20 protein-coding genes are annotated in these 22,520 nt (G+C 39.9%); 2 read left to right on the top strand and 18 right to left on the bottom strand.

Annotated features, from left to right (window positions below):
* Window positions 1-79 precede the first annotated feature (79 nt).
* Entirely contained in the window at window positions 80-718 is a 639-nt protein-coding gene (locus tag BUA96_RS11665) for a response regulator (RefSeq protein ID WP_084673139.1), read from the top strand.
* Here the strand turns inward: BUA96_RS11665 and dnaG are convergent.
* From dnaG to rsgA, 14 genes are all read right to left on the bottom strand, one after another.
* Entirely contained in the window at window positions 715-2,697 is a 1,983-nt protein-coding gene (gene dnaG / locus BUA96_RS11660) for a DNA primase (RefSeq protein WP_072983283.1), read from the bottom strand. The two genes, BUA96_RS11665 and dnaG, sit on opposite strands and share 4 nt — an antisense overlap.
* A 121-nt stretch (window positions 2,698-2,818) precedes the next feature.
* Window positions 2,819-3,856 carry a hypothetical protein gene (locus BUA96_RS11655; RefSeq protein WP_072983281.1) on the bottom strand — a complete coding sequence of 346 codons (1,038 nt, stop codon included), beginning with the start codon at window positions 3,854-3,856 and terminating at the stop codon, window positions 2,819-2,821.
* 125 nt (window positions 3,857-3,981) lie between these two features.
* Window positions 3,982-4,746 (bottom strand): hypothetical protein, encoded by a 765-nt coding sequence (locus BUA96_RS11650; RefSeq protein ID WP_072983279.1) that lies wholly within the window; start codon window positions 4,744-4,746, stop codon window positions 3,982-3,984.
* Window positions 4,727-5,296, bottom strand: a complete 570-nt coding sequence (locus BUA96_RS11645) for an RNA polymerase sigma factor (RefSeq protein WP_072983278.1) — start codon at window positions 5,294-5,296, stop codon at window positions 4,727-4,729. Before BUA96_RS11645 ends, BUA96_RS11650 begins: the two co-directional genes overlap by 20 nt.
* 119 nt (window positions 5,297-5,415) lie before the next feature.
* Entirely contained in the window at window positions 5,416-6,393 is a 978-nt protein-coding gene (locus BUA96_RS11640; RefSeq protein WP_072983276.1) for a polyprenyl synthetase family protein, read from the bottom strand.
* A 70-nt stretch (window positions 6,394-6,463) separates the two neighbouring features.
* Complete coding sequence (rlmN, locus tag BUA96_RS11635) at window positions 6,464-7,507, bottom strand: dual-specificity RNA methyltransferase RlmN (protein WP_072983275.1); 1,044 nt, start codon at window positions 7,505-7,507, stop codon at window positions 6,464-6,466.
* Between the two features lie 100 nt (window positions 7,508-7,607).
* Window positions 7,608-8,657 (bottom strand): tRNA preQ1(34) S-adenosylmethionine ribosyltransferase-isomerase QueA, encoded by a 1,050-nt coding sequence (gene queA / locus BUA96_RS11630; RefSeq protein WP_072983850.1) that lies wholly within the window; start codon window positions 8,655-8,657, stop codon window positions 7,608-7,610.
* Window positions 8,658-8,791: 134 nt separating this feature from the next.
* The gene (locus BUA96_RS11625) at window positions 8,792-10,015 is read right to left on the bottom strand and encodes a 3-phosphoshikimate 1-carboxyvinyltransferase (protein WP_072983273.1); all 1,224 of its coding nucleotides are present in this window, start codon (window positions 10,013-10,015) and stop codon (window positions 8,792-8,794) included.
* Window positions 10,016-10,049: 34 nt separating this feature from the next.
* Window positions 10,050-10,376, bottom strand: a complete 327-nt coding sequence (locus BUA96_RS11620) for a nucleotide pyrophosphohydrolase (protein WP_072983271.1) — start codon at window positions 10,374-10,376, stop codon at window positions 10,050-10,052.
* 71 nt (window positions 10,377-10,447) lie between these two features.
* Window positions 10,448-12,433: a transglutaminase family protein gene (locus BUA96_RS11615; RefSeq protein ID WP_072983269.1), complete on the bottom strand. Its 1,986-nt coding sequence runs from the start codon at window positions 12,431-12,433 to the stop codon at window positions 10,448-10,450.
* Window positions 12,434-12,444: 11 nt separating this feature from the next.
* The gene (locus BUA96_RS11610; protein ID WP_072983267.1) at window positions 12,445-14,475 is read right to left on the bottom strand and encodes a transglutaminase family protein; all 2,031 of its coding nucleotides are present in this window, start codon (window positions 14,473-14,475) and stop codon (window positions 12,445-12,447) included.
* A gap of 1 nt (window position 14,476) precedes the next feature.
* Complete coding sequence (locus BUA96_RS11605; RefSeq protein WP_072983265.1) at window positions 14,477-16,378, bottom strand: DUF3857 domain-containing protein; 1,902 nt, start codon at window positions 16,376-16,378, stop codon at window positions 14,477-14,479.
* A 47-nt stretch (window positions 16,379-16,425) separates the two neighbouring features.
* Window positions 16,426-16,878, bottom strand: a complete 453-nt coding sequence (gene dtd, locus BUA96_RS11600; protein WP_072983264.1) for a D-aminoacyl-tRNA deacylase — start codon at window positions 16,876-16,878, stop codon at window positions 16,426-16,428.
* 10 nt (window positions 16,879-16,888) lie between these two features.
* Window positions 16,889-17,842 carry a ribosome small subunit-dependent GTPase A gene (gene rsgA / locus BUA96_RS11595; RefSeq protein WP_072983262.1) on the bottom strand — a complete coding sequence of 318 codons (954 nt, stop codon included), beginning with the start codon at window positions 17,840-17,842 and terminating at the stop codon, window positions 16,889-16,891.
* A gap of 81 nt (window positions 17,843-17,923) precedes the next feature.
* On the opposite strand from rsgA, the gene BUA96_RS11590 reads away from it, so the two are divergent.
* Window positions 17,924-18,382, top strand: a complete 459-nt coding sequence (locus BUA96_RS11590) for a hypothetical protein (RefSeq protein WP_072983260.1) — start codon at window positions 17,924-17,926, stop codon at window positions 18,380-18,382.
* A 103-nt stretch (window positions 18,383-18,485) separates the two neighbouring features.
* Here BUA96_RS11590 and BUA96_RS11585 read toward each other — a convergent pair whose 3' ends face one another.
* The 4 genes from BUA96_RS11585 to BUA96_RS11570 are packed head-to-tail and all read right to left on the bottom strand — an operon-like array spanning window position 18,486 to window position 22,422.
* Entirely contained in the window at window positions 18,486-19,577 is a 1,092-nt protein-coding gene (locus tag BUA96_RS11585; protein ID WP_072983258.1) for a bifunctional 3-deoxy-7-phosphoheptulonate synthase/chorismate mutase type II, read from the bottom strand.
* A 28-nt stretch (window positions 19,578-19,605) separates the two neighbouring features.
* The gene (locus tag BUA96_RS11580) at window positions 19,606-20,466 is read right to left on the bottom strand and encodes a prephenate dehydrogenase (RefSeq protein ID WP_072983257.1); all 861 of its coding nucleotides are present in this window, start codon (window positions 20,464-20,466) and stop codon (window positions 19,606-19,608) included.
* Window positions 20,453-21,601 (bottom strand): pyridoxal phosphate-dependent aminotransferase, encoded by a 1,149-nt coding sequence (locus tag BUA96_RS11575; protein ID WP_072983255.1) that lies wholly within the window; start codon window positions 21,599-21,601, stop codon window positions 20,453-20,455. The genes BUA96_RS11580 and BUA96_RS11575 overlap by 14 nt, the downstream gene beginning before the upstream one ends.
* The gene (locus BUA96_RS11570) at window positions 21,598-22,422 is read right to left on the bottom strand and encodes a prephenate dehydratase (protein WP_072983253.1); all 825 of its coding nucleotides are present in this window, start codon (window positions 22,420-22,422) and stop codon (window positions 21,598-21,600) included. The genes BUA96_RS11575 and BUA96_RS11570 overlap by 4 nt, the downstream gene beginning before the upstream one ends.
* Between the last annotated feature and the right edge of the window lie 98 nt (window positions 22,423-22,520).

Below are 22,520 nucleotides of genomic sequence, written 5' to 3'. Positions count from 1 at the left end.
AAATTAATTCTTACAGCGAAAAGCATTTGCAGTTACAATTATTGGTTTTATTTTCGTCTCAAAGCGTATAAAACTCACTATGATTACTATCACAATTGCAGATCATCACCCTATAATCGTTGATGGATTAACCCATATTCTTAAGAATACCATTCACGAGATCATCGATGTGGTTTCAGACGGAAAAGACCTAATCGCATCACTAGAAGAAGAGGTGCCTGATCTGGTAATCATGGAAATTGACATGCCCAACCTTCAAGGCCTTACTGCGATTAAAGAACTGCGTAAGCTTTTCCCCGGAATTAAAATTATGGTGTACAGCACACACCCCGAAGGTATGTACGCGCTCAGCGCCATTAAAGCCGGCGCAATGGGTTACATTGGCAAAACTGCTGATACTGCAACTGTTTTAAAAGCGGTAATTCAAGTAGCGCGTGGTGGTATTTACCTCAACAATAATTTAGTGGAAATGCTTTCTAATACTGATCCTTCTCACAATAGTACGCTGGCATATCGCTACAAAAAGCTTTCTACGCGTGAGACCGAAGTTTTAAATATGCTTTCTTCTGGAAAACGCAACAAAGACATCGCTGAATCTCTGGATATTAACGAAAAAACGGTAAGTACGTATAAAACGCGTTTGCTTAAAAAGCTAGACGCCGGAAGCTTAGCAGAACTCATTCAGCAGGCACGACTCTTACAAACTTCAGACCTCTAACGCATAAAAGGCATAATCACCAGATTTCGCTTTTTGGCAATAAGTACTTCTAGCGTTTTATAATCTTTGTAGTCCTCAAGGAATTCCTGCGCATTTTCTGGTAGTTCTCCAGTTTTTAGCTGCTCTCCAAATTCTGCCATTTTACGCTGAATAAGAAAGTGACGCAGATTGAGTAGGGTTTGTACCGTTTCTAAACCTGAATTTTCCTTTAAGGTTTTTACATAGATCTCGTGGCGATCCCACGCGTGCAGCGTATGCTTTTCAGGTTCAAAAGCTATAGATGAAATTTTCTCCATTTGAGAAGCCGGCAACACTTCGCCCAATTGATCTAACTTGATATCGCCTTCTTCTCTGGTTAAATGCTCTATAAGTAATGGATAAATCGCCTTAAAATCATCATTAGCAAACTCTACCTCGTCTTCCTGCAAGTCTAAATAGATCTTTTCGTAGATGATCAATTCTCGCTTTTCTTCTCGCTCTATGAGTTTTCCGTCTTTATCCTCATCATATACGAGATCTACAAACTGCACCGGTTCATTTGCAAACGTAATGAGCAACTTTATAATGTTTTGTTCCAACTCGTATTGCCGCTCAAACTTTACCTTTTCTTCGTTTTTAAGCGGAATCATCTCACCTTCGGCAGGACGTTTTTCGGTGGTTTGAACAGCATCTTTTTTACCTTTATTTCTAATTTGCGCAAGGGTATTAAAAAGCACATCTTCTTTAATATCCATAATACGTGCGCACTCTTGCACATAAATTTCGCGCTTGATCACATCAGGGATTTTAGCGATACTTTCTACCATATCGCGTACGAGACCCGCTTTTTTGATGGGATCCCCCTGAGCTTCTTTTACAAGCAACGAAGCTTTATACTGAATAAAATCTTTAGCATTTTTCTTTAAAAAATCTTCGACCTCAGTAAGCGTATGGGATTTTGAAAAACTATCGGGGTCTTCACCTTCCGGAAAGCTGCACACCTTTACGTTCATTCCTTGCTCCAAAATCAAATCGATTCCGCGTAGGGAAGCCCGCTGCCCCGCCGCATCTCCATCAAAAAGTACCGTGATATTAGGTGTCAATCTATTGATCAAGCGTATTTGCTCTGGAGTCAAAGCAGTACCTGAAGAAGAAACCACATTTTCAATCCCCAATTGATGCAGCTGGATCACATCGGTATACCCTTCAACCAAATAGCAATTATCTTCTTTAGCGATCGCCTGCTTGGCATAATAAATACCATAAAGCACTTTTGATTTGTGGTAGATCTCGCTCTCCGGACTATTTAGATACTTTGCCGCCTTTTTCTCATTAGTAAGAATTCGGCCTCCAAAACCCAAAACACGACCGCTCAATGAATGAATAGGAAACATTACCCGACCTTTAAAACGGTCAAACTGTTTCTCTTCCTTAACGATGGTCAGCCCGGTTTTTTCTAAAAACTCCAGCTTGTAGCCTTTGCGAATCGCTTCTGAGGTAAACGCGTCCCAAACATCAGGAGAATACCCCAATTGAAACTTCTCGATCGTTTCTTCGGTAAATCCGCGTTCTTTAAAATACGACAAACCTATCGCCTTGCCTTGTTCAGAATTCAGTAAAGTTTTGTGAAAATAATCACGTGCAAACTCTGAAACCACATACATACTCTCCCGCTCATTAGCCTGCTCCTTTTGCTCATCGGTTTGCTCAGTTTCTTCAACCTCAATATTGTACTTTTTTGCGAGATACTTGATCGCTTCGGGATACGTAAAATGCTCGTGCTCCATCAAAAAAGCAACCGCATTACCTCCTTTTCCACTTGAGAAATCCTTCCAGATTTGTTTTACCGGAGAAACCATAAAACTCGGAGTGCGCTCATCTGAGAACGGACTCAAGCCTTTAAAATTCGATCCTGATTTTTTCAGCTGAACAAAATCACCGATTACCTCCTCAACGCGAGCGGTCTCAAATACGGCATCTATGGTGGTTTTTGAAATCAAAAAAAATGAAAATTTCTTCGGTTAAAATTAAAAAAAGGTGGTCGCAAATTTACTAATAAAAAATACCTGTACGGGTTTAATCGCACAGGTATTCTATTTACTTAACTAAGGCTGCTTGTATCTAATCCATGTCAAAACGCAGACCTACTGAAAAATTGCGCTGCTCTACCGGATTATTTTTAAAGATCGTGTTCAAATCATATTTTACATAGAGCGCTGTATCTCCAAACGCGATGTAGCCACTTACGCCATAGATAAAATTATTTGTATTGAAATTCTGCTTGAATTTATCCTTGCGATCCTCTCCGTTCTCCTCATATTTTAATTTCTGAATCGTGAGCAAATTGAATCCTGCATAGCCTCCCAAACCAAGCTTAAATTGGTTATGCGTAGAATATCTAAAGTAATCGTCGTGTACTTTTTTAGTGGAAGGACCAATCTCAAAATGCACAGGAAATACCAGATGATCCATTCTGAATTTTGACTTATCCAGATCTAGCGGAAACGTTTCTAAAACGGTCTGATCACCTTGTTCTACTAAATATTGATTATCGTCTATTTTCAAACCATTAAACTGAAAACTGAATCCATACTTTAATCTCAGAAAATTGGTATTGTCAAAAACACGGGTTTTCCAGGCAAGACCAAGTTCAAAGAAACGGCTCCCTCCTATTTTATAGGGGGAATCGTTAAGCGATTGCCCGTCAATGATCGCATTATTAAACCCAATCCCCAATACGATATCTGAGGTTGTGCGACGGTCATAAACCACCTCTTCTTTATCGCCAGAACCTAAGGTCACTTTATCGTTCCCTATAAAAATTCCAAAAATAGAATCATCATCCAGATCAGTCTCGTTGCGTTCCAGCAAATCAATTTTACTTTCTAAAATAGCGAGTTTATCTTCGATATTCCTAGCGTGCTTTTTTGCAGCTTCTTTTTTTAAAATAGTCGCTTCTTCTTCGGTTAATTCTCCGTTTTCAAAACGTTTGTTAATGGCAAGCACTTCAATTTTAAGCGCTTCTTTTTCTTTTTGCACCACTTCTTCTTTTTTCGCGTTTAACGTGGCGATCGTTTCTTCTTTTTCGGTTTCCTGCGCAAAAGTTTTTTGCGGCAAGACACTTGACAAGGTGATTAAAAGTAATAGTAAGAATCTCATAATTGTTGATTTAATTAAAGGTTGCAGCTTCCCGCCCCGTCGAGACGGGAAGACCAACTTCCTTTAGATTGATGAATGAATTTTTATTGGTACCAAAGAGGCTTAACATACCCCGAGGTAGTTTACTAATTATTGCGAGAAACAATAGCTTCCCGAGCTTTCATAAAGCCATCTTTAAGCGCTTCAAAAATGCGGTCTCTAAAAGAAGGATCCAGTTCTTCTTCAACCTCATAAAGCAAAGCTTCTGCACTAATCGTATTACGCTCACGGTCAAACATTTTTTCTGAAATGATATCTCGCTGTGCATCTCGTAAAAGTTGGTCAATTTCTGCATCAGAATAGGCGACTCCGCTGTTTTGCTGCTCCTGTACTTTACTGATCAAATCATTTACTTCAGCATCAATTTTACTTTGAGTCGTTTGATCAAGCTTTTCATCTGCTGAAGCTTTCTGAGAATCGGTCACCGCTACTGCTTCTTCATACTTTTGAATAACCGGTTTCTCCTTGCGTTTCTTAGGCGGTTCAGCGATCTGATGCTCTTCGTGAACTGCTACACTTGTTTCTTCTTGCACTACAATCTCTTGTTGCTTTTGCTGAAAGGTTTCTGTAGGTTCGTTTTTTTGCTCATTTTGCATTTCAGCCGGAGTTTCCACCACTTGATTTACAGGGTTTTTATCCATCTCATCCTGAAAAACATAGCGTCCTGCAAGAATAAGAATTCCTATAAAACTTGCTGCGATCAAAACCCAACCGTAGCTTTTTTTACTTTTTGCAGGCTTGGCTTCTTGATCAAGGGAAGCCTCTAGCTTTTGCCAAGCTTCAGCCGATGGTTTGATCTCCCGGTGCTCCAACCGCTCTCTAATGTTATCTTCAAACTTTATCGGTGCCATACTGATAGGTATTGAGTTCGTTTAACTTTTGTTGAAGCAGTTTACGCGCTTTAAAAAGCTGAGACTTAGAAGTACTTTCAGAAATATCAAGCATTTTTGCGATCTCCTGATGCTTATATCCTTCTACCGCATACATCACAAAAACGGCGCGATAGCCTTCTGGCAAGCGATCTATCAAAAACTGAATTTCTTCGGCGTCGAGTTCGCTATCCACAGGATTATAGGTTGTATCATCAGCCTGCTGCTCATAATCTGTAAAGGTGATTTTCTGTTCTTTACGCAAATAGGAGATCGATTCATTAACCATAATGCGTCGCACCCAACCTTCAAAACTACCTTCATCTCTAAAGCGATCCAGGTTTTTAAACACCTTTAAAAATCCGTTACACATCGCTTCTTCGGCTTGCATCACGTCATTTAAGTAGCGACGACAAACGCCCAGCATTTTAGGTGCGTGCGTATCATAAAGCTTGCGTTGCGCTTCGCGATTGCCCTGCGCGGCTTTCTTTATGAGTTGTTTCTCGCTATTAAAGAATGTAATGACTTTCACAAATCCTGTTTAAAACTGTCTTCATTAATAAAGACGCAGAAAAGTTTAAAATGGTTGCCCGGAAGATAAAATAATTTGAAATAAATTTTCAAATAACTAAATATCAGTAATTTAAAAAATTATTTTTTTCGTTCAATCACGTAATTTACCATCAGCACAAGAGCCTCTTTGTACTTAGACTCAGGATATTTATCTAGAATTTTTAAAGCCTCTTGCTGTAATGCTTTCATTTTTGCCACGGCGTAATCCAATCCGCCGGATTCTTTCACGTAAGTAATCACCTCATTCACCCGCTTTTTATCCTTATTGTGATTTTTAACCGAATTGATGAGCCACTTGCTTTGCTTTTTATCGCTGTTATTCACTGCATAAATTAGGGGAAGCGTCATCTTTTGCTCTTTGATATCAATGCCAGTGGGCTTTCCTATTTTTTGCGAACCGTAATCAAAAAGGTCATCCTTAATCTGAAAAGCAAGACCTATGAGTTCGCCAAACTTACGCATCGCCTCCACATCCTTTTTGCTCGCGTGAATAGCGCAAGCACCCATTGCGCAACAGGCAGCGATAAGCGTTGCCGTTTTTTGCCGAATGATCTCAAAGTAGACTTCTTCGGTAATATCGAGATCTCGGGCTTTTTCGATTTGAAGTAGTTCGCCCTCACTCATCTCTCTAACAGCTACCGAAATGATCTGCAGCAAATCAAAATCTTCGTTATCTATAGAAAGCAAAAGTCCTTTGGAGAGTAAAAAATCACCAACAAGAACGGCAATTTTATTTTTCCATAGCGCATTTAAACTGAAGAAACCGCGACGGCGATAGCTGTCATCAACCACGTCGTCGTGCACTAATGTTGCGGTATGTATTAATTCTATAACCGAAGCACCGCGATAGGTACGATCGTTGAGGCGCTCGTCCCCCAACATTTTAGCCACAAGAAACACAAACATCGGGCGCATTTGCTTCCCTTTGCGGTTTACGATATAATGCGTGATGCGATTGAGAAGCGGAACTTTTGATTTCATCGAAAGCGAGAACTTCTGCTCAAAAAGTTCCATTTCGTGAGCAATAGGCTGCTTAATTTGTTCGACTACTTTCAAGTTTTAATTTTAGTGCAGTTAGTTCGCTTTTAGAAATTATTAGGTTGTAGCAAAAATACTATTTTTAATACTATCCATTTTTATTAGCCAATTGTCCGCAGGCCGCATCAATATCTTTCCCGCGGGAGCGACGTACGGTTACGGTGATTCCGCGATCTTCAAGTTTTGCCACATAGCGATCAATTGCTAATGGGTCTGCCTGTTGAAATTGGCCGTCATCTATAGGATTGTATTCAATCAAGTTCACTTTACTAGGAACCGCCAGACAGAAATCAATTAATGCTTCAATATCTTTATCCTGGTCGTTAATACCGCGCCACACTACATATTCATAGGTGATGCGTTTTTTGGTTTTCACATACCAGTATTGCAAAGCTTCTTTCAATTCCTGAAGCGGCATTTGCTCATTAAACGGCATAATATCGGTACGCACATCATCTAAAGCCGAGTGCAGCGAAACCGCAAGATTGAATTTCACCTCATCATCAGCCATCTTCTTGATGATCTTTGGCACACCGGAAGTTGATACCGTAATACGCTTGGGAGACATTCCTAAACCTTCAGGATCTGTGATTTTTTCGATAGACTTTACCACGTTTTTATAGTTCATAAGCGGCTCGCCCATTCCCATAAAAACAATGTTAGACAACGGTCTGTTGTGGTACAACCTACTTTGCTGATCGATCGCCACCACTTGATCAAAAATTTCATCAGGGTTAAGATTGCGCATACGCTTTAAGCGGGCGGTAGCACAAAACTTACAATTTAAACTACAACCTACTTGTGAAGAAACGCAAGCTGTAGTACGCGACGCCGTAGGGATCAAAACCGATTCTACCGTAAGGTTGTCGTGAAGTTTTACAGCATTTTTGATCGTACCGTCTGAACTGCGCTGCATTTGATCAACTTTGATATGATTGATCACAAAATGCTCGTCTAGAAACGCACGAGTTTCTTTTGAAATATTGGTCATATCATCAAAAGAATGCGCGCCTTTTACCCAAAGCCATTCATACACCTGATTTCCACGGAAGGCCTTTTCGCCCTGCGAAACAAAGAAATCACGCAGTTCTTCTCGCGATAGTGCTCGTATGTCTTTCTGTGTATTTTTCACGTTGCAAAGTTATCAATTAAGTCGCTCTCTTAAACCGGAATTTTGATTATAAAAAAATCCCCGTTTGCACGGGGATTTTTTATGCTGAATAAATAAGTGATTAGATGATTAACATCGCATCACCATAGCTATAAAACTTATATTTTTCTTTTACTGCTTGCTCATAAGCCTCTTTCATAAAGTCGTGTCCTGCAAATGCAGAAACCATCATCATCAAAGTTGATTTTGGTGTATGGAAGTTTGTGATCATACAGTTTGCAATACTGAAATCATACGGAGGGAAAATAAATTTATTTGTCCAACCGCTAAATTCGTTAAGCGTTTTATTAGAGCTCACTGAACTTTCTAAAGCACGCATTACGGTAGTTCCTACAGCGCAAACTTTACGATTTTCACCAATTGCTTTGTTTATAGTAGTAGTTGCAGAACTATCAATGTACGCTTCCTCACTATCCATTTTATGCTTAGAAAGGTCTTCTACCTCAACCGGGCTAAACGTCCCTAGACCTACGTGAAGCGTTACTTCTGCAAAGTTTAATCCTTTAATTTCTAAACGCTTTAATAAGTGTTTACTAAAGTGTAGACCCGCAGTAGGAGCAGCAACTGCACCTTCATTTTTAGCAAAAATCGTTTGGTAACGCTCTGCGTCTTCCGGCTCCACATCACGCTTGATGTATTTAGGAAGTGGCGTTTCACCAAGTTCAGTCAATTTATTTCTGAATTCCTGATACGAACCGTCATATAAAAAACGTAAAGTTCTTCCTCTTGAGGTAGTGTTATCAATAACTTCAGCAACTAGACTTTCGTCATCTCCAAAGTACAATTTGTTACCAATACGTATTTTACGTGCAGGATCTACAAGCACATCCCAAAGACGCGTTTCTGAATTCAATTCACGAAGTAAAAACACCTCGATACGCGCTCCGGTTTTTTCTTTATTTCCGTAAAGTCGTGCAGGAAACACTTTGGTATTGTTCAATACCATCACATCGTTAGGCTCAAAATAGTCGATCAAGTCTTTAAATAACTTGTGCTCTATAGTTTGTGTTTTGCGATTAAGAACCATCAAACGCGCCTCATCTCTGTTTTCCGCAGGATATTCAGCGAGTAGTTCTTTGGGCAAATCAAAGTTAAAATGTGAAAGTTTCATTCCCATGGGACCTCTGTTTTTTAGGTATTTAAAATAGCGTGCAAATATACAACCTCAAGGTAGGGGTTGTCAAGTAAATAAGCGATTAATTTAAAAACCAAGCAATCGCAGTATTTTCAGCAGAAAAATAAGTGCTACACTTCATTAATTTTAAAGCCCAAAGTGTGTAGATCTTCCCAAAAATCAGGGTAGGATTTATTAACTACTTCGGCATCTTCAAAAAGAATGGAAGCTCGCAAACCGAAAGGTGCAAACGCCATGGCCATCCGGTGATCCTGATAGGTTTTGATCGTTACATCTGACTGAAAATTGGTCGAACCTTCTAAATGCAAGGATTTGTCAGTCACCGAAATATGCGCTCCTAATTTTGTCAATTCGGCTTTTAGCGCCTCAAGCCTATCCGTTTCTTTGATCTTTAGGGTATGCAAGCCATAAAGGTCACACGCTATGCCCAACCCGTAACAAGTCACTGCGATGGTTTGAGCAATATCAGGGCTGTTAGCCAAGTCAAACTCTACACGTTTCGGTTTTGGCTGATCTACTTTTTCCAGAAGTACCGCATGCCCTTCAAAAGTAGTCTTGACTCCCAATTTTTGATATAATTCTGCCAACACAGAGTCGCCCTGCAAACTGTCTTTTTTATAACTAGAAATTTTCAGCTTTGCTGTATCACAAAGTGCTGCTAAACTGTAATAGTACGAAGCGCTACTCCAGTCTGATTCTACGACCATTTCTGAAACGTTGATCGCACCGGCTGGTTTAATTTTTATTTGCTGTCCTTCAAAACTACTTTCGATTCCTAACTGCGTAAGGAGCGAGCGAGTCATTTCTATATAAGGCACTGAAGTGATCTGACCTATGAGATTAATTTCAATTCCGCCTGGTAACGAAGCGCCCACCATCATCAACGCAGAAATGTACTGACTGCTCACATTTGCAGCAAGTGAAACCGTACTCTTAGTAAGCTTTTTCCCTTTGATCAAAAGCGGTGCGTAGCCCTCATTATTTTGATAAGTAATGTCTGCTCCTAATTCTCTCAGGGCATCAACCAGCAAGCCAATAGGGCGCTCCTGCATACGCGAACTTCCTGTAAGAATGGTTTCTCTACCTTCAAAAGCTGCAAAATACGCCGTTAAGAAACGCATAGCAGTACCCGCGTGATGTATATCAACCTCCTTTTCTTTTGACGCTAATGCTTTTTGCATCACCTGACTGTCGTGGCTATTAGACAGATTCTTGATCTTAAAATTCCCGAATAAAGCCTGAAGTAAAAGCAATCTGTTGCTCTCACTTTTAGATCCTGTAATTGCTATGTCTCCGTCTAAATGCGGTTCTTTTTGGTGGAGTTTCAGTTTCAAAATGCGTGGTTTTTGGTTGATTGTTTGTTGTGGATTACTGCAACTTTTTATTATTATGATGCCTGTCGTGATCCCTTTTGGTTTTAAGGTCAAGCTTTTTATCAAAAGCATCTTGAAGGTCAATTCCGGTTTGATTGGCTAAACACAACACCACAAAAAGAACATCGGCAAGTTCTTCTCCCAGATCTTTATTTTTGTCGCTTTCCTTCTCACTTTGCTCCCCGTAGCGGCGCGCGATAATACGTGCAACCTCACCTACTTCTTCGGTAAGTTGGGCCATATTGGTCAATTCGTTGAAGTAGCGAACGCCGTGATTATTGATCCATTCATCAACTGCTTTTTGAGCATCATCAATTTTCATAGGTATATAATCTTTATGAAGATGCTAAATTAAGGTAAAGCAAAAAAATGAGTGCAAACTCACACGGCTTATTAAATACTTTTCTGAAGAATCACCTTCTCGGTCTCTTTTGCCACCCTGCGATTAAAAAACTCTTTAAGGCTTTGATAATAATCATAAGGAACAAAGGTTCCGGTTAGATTAAACTTAGTCATCACCTGCAAGGTTTGCCCCATATGCGTAATTGAATAAACAAAGCTACCCAATTCGCCGGGTAGCGCGATCTTTATAGGCTCTGGCAATTGTTGTACTTCGTAACCCTCCGGCAGCTTTAGAGTGACATTGGTGTTATGAAAAAATGGATAATTAAATTCAACTGGCGAAATACGCACATCAGACTTAAAAGGATTATCGCCCATTGTAAAAAACAGTAGTGGGTTGAGATAAATTTGCCCGGGAATCTGATCTACTCCTTGATTAATTTTGAATTCTAAGGATTCTGTTATTGGTGCGCTTAATTCTTCAATACCTTCTAATTTGAGATTAGTAACTTCATCAACTCCCAGATCAACTGCTCGTTCTTGAGTATATGTTTCTAAGCTTTCTTCATCAACCTTATGCCTAAGCTCAAAAGCTTCAAGACTTTTATAGCGCTGCTTGAGCACACCATTGATGCTTCCATCTTCATTTAAGTCTGCCATCACGTAACGATCTTTCTGCGGACTAATGGTCTCATACAAATCGATCTCCTGAGAAACACCTTCTTTATTTACCATTCTACCATACCAATTATAAACGCGTGTAGGCAAAATATTAGGCGCGCTAAACTTATCAGTAGCATCAAGAAGAATGGTTTTAAGACCATCTCTCACACCAACAACCACATAGTTATAACCTTCTAGCGTTGGAAAAGACGGAATACCGTGTTGCTTGGTACCTATCAACACAGGATTTGCCTGTACGCCACACTCTCTCAGCAACACCGTAAGCAAAAGGTTTATTTCAGCCACATCACCCGAGCCACGCTTTAATGCATCATCGATGCCGTCGTCTGTATATTTCCCGTAGTTGCCATTCCACTTTATTTTAGACTTGACATAGGCCAAAGCAGCTTCAATTTTCTCGGCTTGGGTTTTATGATCAGCTACCATACGAGCAGCAACTTTTTTTAAGGATAGAGACGGACTCATCTGTCCGCCGAATTCTCTTTGCTTAAAAATTGTCTTAGCAACTTCTTCCCAAGTCGTTGCATATTCTTTTTTATTTCCTTCAGTAAATTCAGTAGAGATCAACTCATATACGATGCTTCTTCGGTAATTATCAGGATTTATCAAAAACACTTCTTCCTTTAATGCCGGAACGTCGTTTTGCGTATATTCTGCAACCAACTCCTTATAACTAGCATAATTAGATTGACCATAAGCATTCTCAAAATTCACCCCACCATCAACGATAGACTCTTTAGGAGTAATGTCAAAATATCCTTTTTTTAATCTGCGGAAAGTAAACATTCCCGGAGTTCTGATCTTTGCATAGTATTCGACAATAGGAAGGTCTTCTTGCAAGATCAAATCATCGATTTTGTAAAACGGCGATATGGTGGTGTAACTCCATTCTACGATACTCCCAACCTGTACTGCCGGCATCGTAATGGAGGTTTCGTCCCAATGCTCAGAGCGCTCATTTTCAAAAATTCCATCTTTTTTGAGTTCGATTTCTTCAATTTTACCATCAACAAGATTATACGTCACTCCCTCTATGTCATCTACGAGCTCTTTATCACTATCATTTTTATAGTTCAAAATCTTTTTTGTTGCGTAGTCTAGCCCCTCTTTTGATAAGATTTTTATACGCTCTTTAAATTCGTTGATGATCAAAAATCCGCTTGAGGTTTTGTAATCAAAGTAGGTCTCTCTTACCTTGTCAAGGTAGATAGCCGCAGCGGTCGAATCTTCAGCATACACCTTTAGCTCCAACTCGTCTTTAGTCACTTTGTCTAGTTTTATTTTTTGGGCCTGAGCGCAGTGAACCGCACCCATCAAAACTACCATAGTAATCATCAAAAGTTTATAACGCATTTTCTCTTAATTTAAATTTTAGTAAGAACGATCTTCTCATTTTGTTTTGTTACGATAGTCTCGTAAAACTTTTTAAGATCTTGATAGTAATCAGGAGCAATAATCGAAGAATTGAACGCCATCTCTGTAGAGATATTGATTTTATCCTCTGACGCTGAAACTCTGTAAACATAAGAAGCCATCTTATCAGTCATATGATACAAGGCACTTTCCGGAAGGCTTTCAACTGTATATCCTTCAGGTATTTTAATACTTATAATATAGCGGTCTTTCCAAGGGAATTTAAAATCTACCGGATGTGCACGCACCTCAGATTTAAACGGATTTTCAGTAGTGGTTACATGTAGCAACGGCGAGACATACAACTTACCCCCTACTTCTTCTACTCCGTTAAGCATCTCAAAATTATAAGCCACCTCTAACGGATTTGATACTTCTAAAGCGTTTTTCAATTCTAAGTCAGCGATGTCAACTCCAGAATGCATTTGCTCAAAAGCTTTCAATTGCTCTTCTTCTGTTCTAGAACCTAAATTTTTTCTATATGTTAAACCATAATTCCCTGTATATCTACTTTGCAATGTTCCTACAGCAACCAAATCTTCGGTGATTTCTGAGCTTATAATGGTGCTTTCAGTAGCGTGCTTGCTAGGATATAAATTCACCCATTCTGAAGATCCATCCTCTCTAATAACTCGACCATTCCAGTTAAGTAACTCTTCATCTAGCAGGTCTGGCATTCCCATTTTGTTTGTAGCATCCATCAAAAAGGTATGCTCTCCTATTTTGGCTCCGGCAATTACGTCGTTAAAGCCATTACGCGTAGGAAAGACTGGGATTCCGTTATCACGCGTGCTTAGTATCACCGGGTTTGCATCTAAGCCTGCATACCGAAGCATACTTACCAGCATCAAGTTGATATCTGCACTGTTTCCAACTCCTGATTTGTAAGCTTCTTTTACCCCTTCATCTGCATAAATACCTATGTATTTGTTCCAAACCATCTTTTGCTTCACAAATTCATAAATGCGCGCAAGCTTTTCAACAGGATCATTTGCTCCTGCAAGCAGTTCGTCTATATCATCATCAAAAAAACGTACCGACTTGAGCTGACCTCCAAAGTTTTCTGAATCATAGATAGTTTTAGAAACTGCCTCCCAACTACTTGTAATGGTTTCCAGAGGCTCGCCAGGATATTGAGTGAATGAAAGTTCAAAACTTAAAGCGGCTCTGTAATTATCAATATTTGATGAATAAGCCTCCTCGCGCATTGCCGGAATATCTTGAGCCAAAACCTTATAGCCTTTCTTTTGATAATCTATTTTACGCATTTGAACCCCGCTACCCACACTACTTCTTTGCGCAAATCCTACTGACCCTCCATTAGAAACACCTTGACGCACACGATAATTGATCGTCGCAGCTTTACTTGTCTGCTCAATATCTAAAGGGAAAATACCTTTTCGGTGCAATTGATAAACCAACCATTCTGGCGTATAAAAGCTAACATCTGCTTTATTTACAGGTATTTCTTCCTGCAATCTGATCTCATCTATTGTCGACAAATAGGGCGACACCACTTCATATTGAAATTCTATCACACAACCAGGCTGTAAGTTGGGCATGGTGAACTTTTTTACATCGTAGAATTTATTTTTCTCCTCATCAAAAATACCATCGTTGCGCAATTTACTTTCTTCAATTTTATCTCCATTGAGTGTATAGGTAACCCCTTTTATTTTACCTACACTCTCGTTTTTTGAACCGCCGGTATATAAAGGAATTTGTTGGGTTCCCCAGTCAAAGCCATCTGTATTGTAAATTTTAATGCGCTCATAAACTTCCGTTGTCAACATCAGCCCATCATTTTCAAAATAATCTATATGAGAAAACTGCTCTCTATATAAAATTGCAGCATCTGCATCAGCATCTTTTGAGTGTACCTCTTCCTGCAGCTCTTCAACAGTTACTTTACCGAATCTAAAATCCTGTGCAACCCCACATGAAGTCACTAGTAAAAAAGCAAACCAAGTAATTTTACGCATATTATATCTTTTGTATTAATACTTTCTGACTGTCGTTGCGTACGACAGTTTTATAAAAATCCCGATAGTTTTCATACTGAGCTACCGGGTAATTTCCTTCATTGAATTTAAGGGTACGGGTGTAGTAAAGTTGTGTTCCCTCTCTGCGAAAAGTAGCGTGATAACTACCAAATTGTTCTTCAATAACCACATCTTCTGGCAGAGCTCCTACCTCATAACCTTCGGGAAGCGTTATCGCAATTTTATCTTCTTGAGTTGTGCCGCGCAGGATGATTAGCTCAGATTTTCGATGAGCATATTTAGGTGGAATAGCATCTCTTCCTAAAGCAAAAGCATTAAGACGCAAGAGAAAATTAGCCCCTACTTTACTACCGTAATTTGTGGCACGTGCATCAAGCGACTCCGTATAAACCACATTCATTCGATCATTATTCAGCTGAATATTACTAACTGAAAGTCCGTTTATAGCATCAAAGGCTTTATAATAATAATCAGACAAATCTTTCTGATCTAAGCGTGCTAACGACATACGATTAGCGTAAAAAATCCCCGAAGATGCTCGTGTGATCGTGCCTTCAAGACCACCTGAAGCATCAAATTTAAAAGCGGCTTCAAGCGCTACCCGGTTTTCATCTTGCTCATATTTTGTGGTTCTTGCAAGTTTACCGCCGTCCTCAGTTAAGAGTAAAACCTCGCGATCATCAGTAAACGAACCCATGTACCCAAAAGGTGTTTCCTGACTGGTACACTCTAAAAATTGGATTTCGTCTCCCAATTGCACACCTAAAATCGCGTGATTTCCTTGCATAGCGACCACATCTGTATCTAGAGATTCCTTATCAGATTTCCCATACAACACCGTGTAATACGATTTAATCCCCACAGCTTTTAACAAACTCTGCGTGTAATTGCTCAAGGCTTTACAATCACCGTATCCCAAACGATGCACATCTGATGCGTTCATAGGTTTCCAGCCGCCAATCTCTACCTGTACGCTGATATAGCGTACCTTATCCTGCACATATTGATAAATAGCGCGGGCTTTTTCCTCGTCAGTTTCTAAACCGGCAACTAAGGCTTTTGCTTCGGTGATTGTGGCTTGATCCAGATCTTGTGTGTCTTTCACTAAATCAGTGTACATCCAACGGCCAAAGTCTTTCCAGGTTTTAGCTATACCCGGAACGCCTGATAAATAAAACGTATCAAAAAAACATTTCACTCGAGGCACTCGTTGATCAAGATCAGGGGCACTATACTCCCAAGTAACCGGTGCAAGATCCTTGGCCGTCCAGACCGTTCTGTCTGCTAATTCCTCCTTTTCAATAGCATATCCATCAAGGTGTGTTTCTTTGACGTGAAGCGTTTGCTCTGGTGGATAAATCACTGTAAATTTTGAAAATTCGGTGCCGCTTTTATAGCGCGATAAGGGCATCCAAGGTCTTAAGAAGGCGGTAGTTTCTGAAGTGGTTTCTGATATAAAATGTACCGTAAACGGATAAGTTGTTGGCGTATAATCTAAGTAAAGTACTCTGCTATCAGCATACAGCGTACCACCATCAACAGCGCTTACATCTTTAAAATCGCGTTCTTTAAAATGCTCGCGTTCTTTACCTGAAAGATCGTAAATATACGCCTCGATGCTGTTCACCTTGGTGTTGTTGTCGTAACCCACATATGCCGCAACATCACCTAAACCGGCTTTGTTATAAACGGTTACTACTCGAGAAATAAGCGTCTTTAATTTACCTTCCCGAGAAAGATCTAACGTAATTTCTTCGTTGCGAAACACACTATCTGCACCCTCAGAAAGTTCGGGGTTTACAGTAAGCGCAGAAAGTTTTAAGTCTTGACTAAAAGCTACAGAAGATGTAACAAATAGTAATAGAAGTAGTTTTTTTGCCATTCAATAGATTGTATGGCAATATAGCAAAATCTTAATATAATCTTAAATTATTCTTTATTCTTGGAATCAATACTGATGGTCACAGGGCCATCGTTAACCAAAGCTACTTTCATATCTGCACCAAACTCACCAGTTTGTACTTGACGCTGTAACTTTTTTGAAAGTTCCCCAATGAATTTTTCATATAAAGGAATCGCCTGATCAGGCTTCGCGGCTTTAATAAAAGAAGGGCGGTTTCCTTTTCTGGTAGAAGCAAATAAAGTAAACTGACTAATCAACAAAATCTCTCCGTTTTTATCAAGAATGCTTTCATTCATTAAACCTTCGGCATCGCCAAAAACACGTAACCCACAAATCTTTGAAGTCAACCATTCTATATCCTCTTCGGTATCCTCTGAAGTGATCCCTAAAAGCACTACAAAACCAATTCCTATTTTGCTTTTAATGACATTTTCGATAGTGACCGAAGCTTCGCTCACGCGTTGTACAACTACTCGCATTTAATTGTTTTTAGGGGTTTTGATCATAAATATTACGGCGGTAATTCTCCTCATCACCTTCAATGATCTGCTTATAACTTTCATATCGTGACCAGTGCAGCTCATCCCGCTCTAGGGCTTCTTTCACAGCACATTTAGGCTCTTCTAGATGCAAGCAATTATTAAACTTACAATGCTCTTTTAGCGCAAAGAATTCCGGAAAATAATCTCCTAATTCTTCCTTTTCAATGTCAACCACTCCAAAGCCCTTAATACCCGGTGTATCTATAATTCTAGCATCAAAACTTAAGTCGAACATTTCAGCAAAAGTAGTCGTATGCTGGCCTTGCATATGTTGATCACTAATAGCCTTAGTTTTTAAATCAAGCGCCGGTTCAATAGCATTGACTAAGGTAGATTTTCCCACACCACTATGTCCCGAGAACATACTCGTAGTTCCGGTCATCAAGGCTTTAACCTGATCTACATTTTTACCCGTTTTTGCCGAAATTCCAATGCAGGTATAACCGATTTCTCGGTACATTTCTGCAAGGTATTTTACTTCGCCAAATTCTTCTGCCGAAAGCGTATCTACTTTATTAAAGAGCAAAACCGCTTCAATGCCATAAGCTTCACAGGTCACCAAAAAGCGATCAATAAAAGCTGTAAAAGTAGGCGGATTGTTTAGTGTAATAATTAAAAAACAGCGATCTATATTAGCCGCAATAATATGCGTTTGTTTTGAAAGGTTAACCGATTTTCTAATGATGTAATTATCACGATCCTCAATCGCCTTGATCACCCCGGTGACCGCATCGCCGGTTTCTTCAAGTTCAAAAACAACACGGTCACCTACCGCAACAGGATTGGTGCTTTTGATACCCTGAATCCTAAAACGACCTTTGATGCGGCAATCGTAAAAATTGCCTGAATCATCTTTTACACTGTACCAGCTTCCGGTTGATTTATAAACTATTCCTTTCAACAAATCTTTTTACTAATTTCAACATGTAAAACTACTTTATTTTAAAGTAACTAAAATCGTTAACGCTTAAAATCCTACATTATGAAATTTAAAACTACGTTGCTCCTTTTCTTTGGCTTGTTAAGCATTCCGCTATGTGCGCAAGTGATGGAATACCAAACCGTAACCGTTATTGAATCTATCATCCCTAACGGAATTGGACGTTCAAGAATGATCTCAACCGAAGCTGAACGCGATTACAAAGAATTTACCAGTGAACGCTCTGAAGAAGATAATTCCCGAAATAAAGCTGATCGGGGTGATATTCGCGTAAAGAATTTTGAGGAAACTAAACTGCTCAACTTCTTTAATTTAGGCGGAATACGATTTCAAAATATTGCTGCAAATGACGCAGTAGTGACGTCAAAAATTAACGCTATGGCCGAAGAAGGCTGGGAACTTGCATTTGTAAACAGCGGTGTTGAAAGTTACGGTGGAAAAGATGATGAAAACGGGATTTACGTAACCCGCTATATTTTTAAAAGACCTAAGCAGGGATAAGAAAACACCGAAAAGTAAGAATCGGGGGTATTTCACCTATTGGCGGTTCAAAAAAAAAACGGCGCTCAATGAGCGCCGTTTTTTTTAAAATTTATGCAAGAGCCTAAGCTTCTTCCATTCTAGAAATTTTCTTCTGGTGATTAATAGACTCTTGGTGAATCGCTTTAAAAACACGTAGAATAAATTCTTCGCTCAAATTGTGCTTTTCACCTTCTAAGATCATTGCGCCTAAAATCTCGTTCCAACGTTTAGACTGAAGAATCGCAACGTTATTTTCCGTTTTTAATTCACCTATAGCATCAGCGATCTTCATACGCTTTCCTAAGCTTTCTATCAATTGATGATCAACTACATCGATCTGTGTACGCAGCGTATTCAGTTTATTATTGAATTCTGCAGCGGTACCTTCTTCTTTACGAATTTTTAGATCTTTCATAATCTGCACCAAAGTAGCCGGTGTGATTTGCTGTTTAGCATCACTCCACGCATTGTCTGGATCGTAGTGGGTCTCCACCATAATTCCGTCATAATTAAGATCAAGACCAGTCTGGCATAGATCAAAAATAATATCACGACGCCCGGCGATATGTGATGGATCTAAAATTAATGGAAGGTCCGGAAACTGGTTTTGTAAATCTACAGCAACTTGCCATTCTGGATTATTTCGGTAACGGGTTTTCTCATAGGTTGAAAAACCTCTGTGAATCACACCAAGATTTTTAACATCCTGCGTATAAAAACGCTCCACAGCCCCTAACCATAAAGCCAGATCAGGATTCACGGGGTTTTTGATAAGAACTGTTTTATCTGTTCCTTTAAGCGCTTCAGCAATTTCTTGAATATTGAAAGGAGAAACGGTGGTACGCGCACCAATCCATAGAATATCTACATCGTGCTTTAACGCAAGCTCTACGTGATTAGGATTTGCAACTTCGGTAGTCGTCAGCATCCCGGTTTCCTCTTTAGCTTTCTGAAGCCATTTCAAACCTAGCGCTCCCACACCTTCAAACATTCCCGGGCGGGTACGTGGTTTCCAGATTCCTGCTCTAAAAACAGTAGCATCTGTGTCTTTTAGCTCGTGAGCAATTTTTAATACTTGCTCTTCAGTTTCTGCGCTACAAGGACCTGCGATTACAAGCGGATGATCCAGATTGAAAGCGTCTAACCAGTTTCTAAGTTCTTTCTTATTTTCCATATTCAACAAATTTACAGCTTTTAGCTGATTACGATAATCCTTTAAGTATTGATTTTATGTGGTTTGTATTGTGCATTTCATTAAAAACCTCTTCATAATTTTCGGCTTCTAGAACATTTTTGAAATGCGTTAAATTATTGATGTATTCGGTTAAGCTCTCCAGGACGTTAGCCTTATTTTCTTTAAAAATAGGCGTCCACGTCGCCGGATTACTTTTTGCCAGGCGTACTGTGGAAGCAAATCCACTGCCTGCCATATCAAAAATATCTTTTTCGTTTTTCTCCTTTTCGATTACGGTTTTCCCCAGCATAAAGCTGCTGATGTGCGATAAATGCGACACATAAGCAATATGCTTATCATGCGAATGCGGATTCATATACCGAATTTGCATGGGCAATGCCTCAAAAATCTGCATAGCTTTTGCCAATAGATCTTCACGGGTTTTTTCAACCTCGCATAGAATCATAGTCTTGTTTTTATACAAATTTTCGATCGCTGCCGATGGTCCTGAAAATTCGGTTCCTGCAATCGGATGCGCTGCCAAAAACTGATCGCGTTTAGGATGATCTTGAACCGCATCACACACACTGCCTTTAGTTGAACCTACGTCCATCACCAAAGCATTAGGTGCAATCGCGTCTAAAACCGGTGGCAAAAATAAATTGGCTTGATCTACCGGAATCGCCAAGATCACTAAATCGGCTTGGTTTATCGCTTCAAAGCGCGCCGAATGATCAATCACACCCAGACCAACGGCTTCATCAAGATGATCATCGTTGCTATCAACACCATAGATCGTACTCCCCGGCAACACACGTTTTAAATCACGCGCCAACGAACCACCTATGAGTCCGATTCCCAGAACGAATATGTTTTTAAAATCTTCCAATGGCTTCTTTAATTTTATCTTCGGTTACACAAAGTGAAAAGCGAATGTACCCGGCGCCTTGCGAACCAAAAATACTTCCCGGCGTGATAAACACGCTTTTATTGATCAAAATATCATCGATAAAAGCTTCGGCATCTCCTGTCCCTTCAGGCAGTTTTGCCCAAACAAACATTCCGGCTGCATTTTTATCATAAGTACATCCTAGCAAATCAGCCAGCTTCCAAACTTGCTCGCGGCGCTTTTCATAAATTTCGTTCAAGCCGCTGAACCAGGCTTCTCCTTCAGTCAGTACGGCAGCGGCTCCTTTTTGAATTCCGTAGAACATTCCGCTATCCATATTACTTTTTACAGTAAGCACCGTGCTTACATAATCTACTGCACCGAGCAACATCCCAACGCGCCATCCGCTCATATTAAATGACTTACTCAAAGAGTTCAACTCAATAGCCACTTCTTTTGCACCCGCGACGCTTAAAATACTCTGCGGATTTTCATTAAGAATGAAGCTGTATGGATTGTCGTTTACCAAGAGAATTTTATTTGCTTTTGCAAATGCTACCAATTTCTCAAAGTCGGCGGTAGTCGCTTTAGCTCCTGTAGGCATATGCGGATAGTTTACCCACATTAATTTCACCTTACTCAAATCTCTTTTTTCCAAAGCTGAATAATCAGGCATCCAATTGTTTGAAGCATCCAAGTTGTAATAAATCGGCTCAGCTTCAACCAAACGCGTTACCGAAGTATAGGTTGGATATCCCGGATTGGGAATCAAAACTTCATCTCCCGGATTTAAAAAAGCCATGCTGATATGCATAATACCTTCTTTTGATCCCATCAAGGGTAAAATTTCGTCTTCAGGATTAAGCGTTACTGCATATCGTTTCTGATAGAAATCTGCCATAGCCTCAGTAAGCTGAGGAAGCCCCTTATAACTCTGATATTGATGCGCAGGAGCATCGACCAGCGAACTTGTCAAAGCTTTAATGACGTGTGGCGGCGGCGGTAAATCTGGACTACCAACTCCCATATTGATTATAGGTTTCCCGGCAGCTGCAAGAGCACGTACTTCTTTTAGCTTACGCGAAAAGTAGTACTCAGAAGTTTGGTTTAGCCTGTTAGCCGATGCTATAATCATGATTTTCTGTTTTTATATTCACCCAGAATTTTAAATTCCTGAGCCATAATATCTAATAGTTTTTTAGCCTTTTCAAAATCTGCATAATCCTCAAAAGTCACATCAACGAAGAACGAATATTTCCAAGGCGTTTCAATGACTGGAAGCGACTGAATCTTGGTCAAATTAAGTCTGCAATCACTCATCACATTCAAAACCGCGGCAAGGCTTCCGCGTTTGTGATCGGTCAAAAATTTAACTGAAGCTTTATCGGGAACATCTGCCTCTGTACGCCCGTTAGTATTCAGTATAAAAAAGCGTGTTGAATTATCTTTAATCGTCTGAATATCGTGCGCAATCACCTCTAAACCGTAAATTGAAGCCGCGGTTGTTCCGGCAATAGCACCAATCCCTTTCAGATTTCCATCTGCAATGCGTTTCGCGGCACCTGCGGTATCGTCATCTTCTACCAACCTGATGTGTTCTTTATCTTTAAAGAATTCTTTACACTGCAAAAGCGCCATAGGATGCGACCACACCTCGTGAATATCATCAAGCTTTTGGCCCGGCATCACCATCAGATTCTGACTTATAGCCAAGTAGCGCTCTCCTTCGATATTCAAATTATGATGATCGAGTAAAGCGTAGTTAGGAATAATGCTTCCTGCAATAGAGTTCTCGATCGCCATAACAGCATCTGTCGCATCACCTTTAATCAGACGATTCACCAGGTCTTGAAAGCTGTTGCAATCAATCACCTCAACGTCTTCACTAAAAAAATCCTGAGCGACTTTATGATGAAAAGACCCTTTAATTCCTTGTATGGCTACTTTATGTTTCAACTGGTTAACTTCGGTTTATAACAAAAAAAGTCCCGATTTATTAAATCGGGACCCTATATGATATTGTAATACTATACGTTACTCTATAGCGGTCCCAT

It is taken from the genome of Leeuwenhoekiella palythoae, assembly GCF_900130045.1.
Taxonomy (GTDB): domain Bacteria; phylum Bacteroidota; class Bacteroidia; order Flavobacteriales; family Flavobacteriaceae; genus Leeuwenhoekiella; species Leeuwenhoekiella palythoae.
The sequence above is the reverse complement of the archived record's forward strand: the minus strand, read 5'-3'. Positions and strand labels throughout refer to the sequence as shown.

What these genes read in the sequence shown, in the direction of transcription:
- BUA96_RS11665 (WP_084673139.1), top strand. Translation starts at nt 80, where the DNA reads ATGATTACTATCACAATTGCAGATCATCACCCTATAATCGTTGATGGA.
- BUA96_RS11655 (WP_072983281.1), bottom strand. Translation starts at nt 3,856, where the DNA reads ATGAGATTCTTACTATTACTTTTAATCACCTTGTCAAGTGTCTTGCCG.
- BUA96_RS11650 (WP_072983279.1), bottom strand. Translation starts at nt 4,746, where the DNA reads ATGGCACCGATAAAGTTTGAAGATAACATTAGAGAGCGGTTGGAGCAC.
- queA (WP_072983850.1), bottom strand. Translation starts at nt 8,657, where the DNA reads ATGAAACTTTCACATTTTAACTTTGATTTGCCCAAAGAACTACTCGCT.
- BUA96_RS11620 (WP_072983271.1), bottom strand. Translation starts at nt 10,376, where the DNA reads ATGAAAATTGATGATGCTCAAAAAGCAGTTGATGAATGGATCAATAAT.
- BUA96_RS11615 (WP_072983269.1), bottom strand. Translation starts at nt 12,433, where the DNA reads ATGCGTTATAAACTTTTGATGATTACTATGGTAGTTTTGATGGGTGCG.
- BUA96_RS11610 (WP_072983267.1), bottom strand. Translation starts at nt 14,475, where the DNA reads ATGCGTAAAATTACTTGGTTTGCTTTTTTACTAGTGACTTCATGTGGG.
- BUA96_RS11605 (WP_072983265.1), bottom strand. Translation starts at nt 16,378, where the DNA reads ATGGCAAAAAAACTACTTCTATTACTATTTGTTACATCTTCTGTAGCT.
- dtd (WP_072983264.1), bottom strand. Translation starts at nt 16,878, where the DNA reads ATGCGAGTAGTTGTACAACGCGTGAGCGAAGCTTCGGTCACTATCGAA.
- BUA96_RS11590 (WP_072983260.1), top strand. Translation starts at nt 17,924, where the DNA reads ATGAAATTTAAAACTACGTTGCTCCTTTTCTTTGGCTTGTTAAGCATT.
- BUA96_RS11585 (WP_072983258.1), bottom strand. Translation starts at nt 19,577, where the DNA reads ATGGAAAATAAGAAAGAACTTAGAAACTGGTTAGACGCTTTCAATCTG.
- BUA96_RS11575 (WP_072983255.1), bottom strand. Translation starts at nt 21,601, where the DNA reads ATGATTATAGCATCGGCTAACAGGCTAAACCAAACTTCTGAGTACTAC.